Raw genomic sequence first — 1,034 nt, forward strand, 5'->3', positions numbered from 1 at the left:
ACCAGGCCAGTTGCCGTAGCGTCGGTCTGTCCGTTGCTCCATGCGTAAGTGTATGGTGCAGTACCACCGTCAGCAACTACCGTCAGCGTGCCGTCAGCATCTCCGTTACAGAGAACGTCTGCATCAGCTACCGTAGCCGTTACGTCAGTAGGCTCGTTAACCGTGCCTTCTGCAGTTTCCGTACAGCCGTTGGCGTCAGTTACCATCACCGTGTAAGTGCCAGCTACCAGGCCGGTTGCCGTAGCGTCGGTCTGTCCGTTGCTCCATGCGTAAGTGTATGGTGCAGTGCCACCGTTAGCAACTACCGTCAGCGTGCCGTCAGCGTCTCCGTTACAGAGAACGTCGGTGTCAGCTACCGTAGCTTCAATGTCTGAAGACTCTTCGATTTCGAAGGTTTCATCGATCGTACAACCGTTGGCATCCGTAACAGTAACACTGTAAGTACCAGCCGTCAGATCAGACAGGTCTTCAGTAGCAGCGCCGTTAGACCAGGCGTAAGTGTAGTCAGGTGTTCCGCCACCGACCGTGATGTCGATAGAACCGGAAGCATCTCCGTTACAGCCAACCTCTACCGTCGTGCCCGTCAGGGTCAGTGCGGTAGGCTCGTTAACCGTGCCTTCTGCAGTTTCCGTACAGCCGTTGGCGTCAGTTACCGTCACCGTGTAGGTGCCAGCCACCAGGCCAGTTGCCGTAGCGTCGGTCTGTCCGTTGCTCCACTCGTAAGTGTAGTCCGCAGTACCACCGTCAGCAACTACCGTCAGCGTGCCGTCAGCATCTCCGTTACAGAGAACGTCTGCATCAGCTACCGTAGCCGTTACGTCAGTAGGCTCGTTAACCGTGCCTTCTGCAGTTTCCGTACAACCGTTGGCGTCAGTTACCGTCACCGTGTAAGTGCCAGCTACCAGGCCAGTTGCCGTAGCGTCGGTCTGTCCGTTGCTCCATGCGTAAGTGTATGGTGCAGTACCACCGTCAGCAACTACCGTCAGCGTGCCGTCAGCATCTCCGTTACAGAGAACGTCTGCATCAGCTACCGT

General features: G+C 56.5%; 1 pseudogene. It reads right to left on the bottom strand.

Features of this window, described 5'->3' with window-relative positions:
• Nucleotides 1–1,034: pseudogene (locus BM123_RS23785) on the bottom strand (SprB repeat-containing protein); the annotation flags it as partial.

The organism is Neolewinella agarilytica, from assembly GCF_900110645.1.
GTDB lineage: Bacteria > Bacteroidota > Bacteroidia > Chitinophagales > Saprospiraceae > Neolewinella > Neolewinella agarilytica.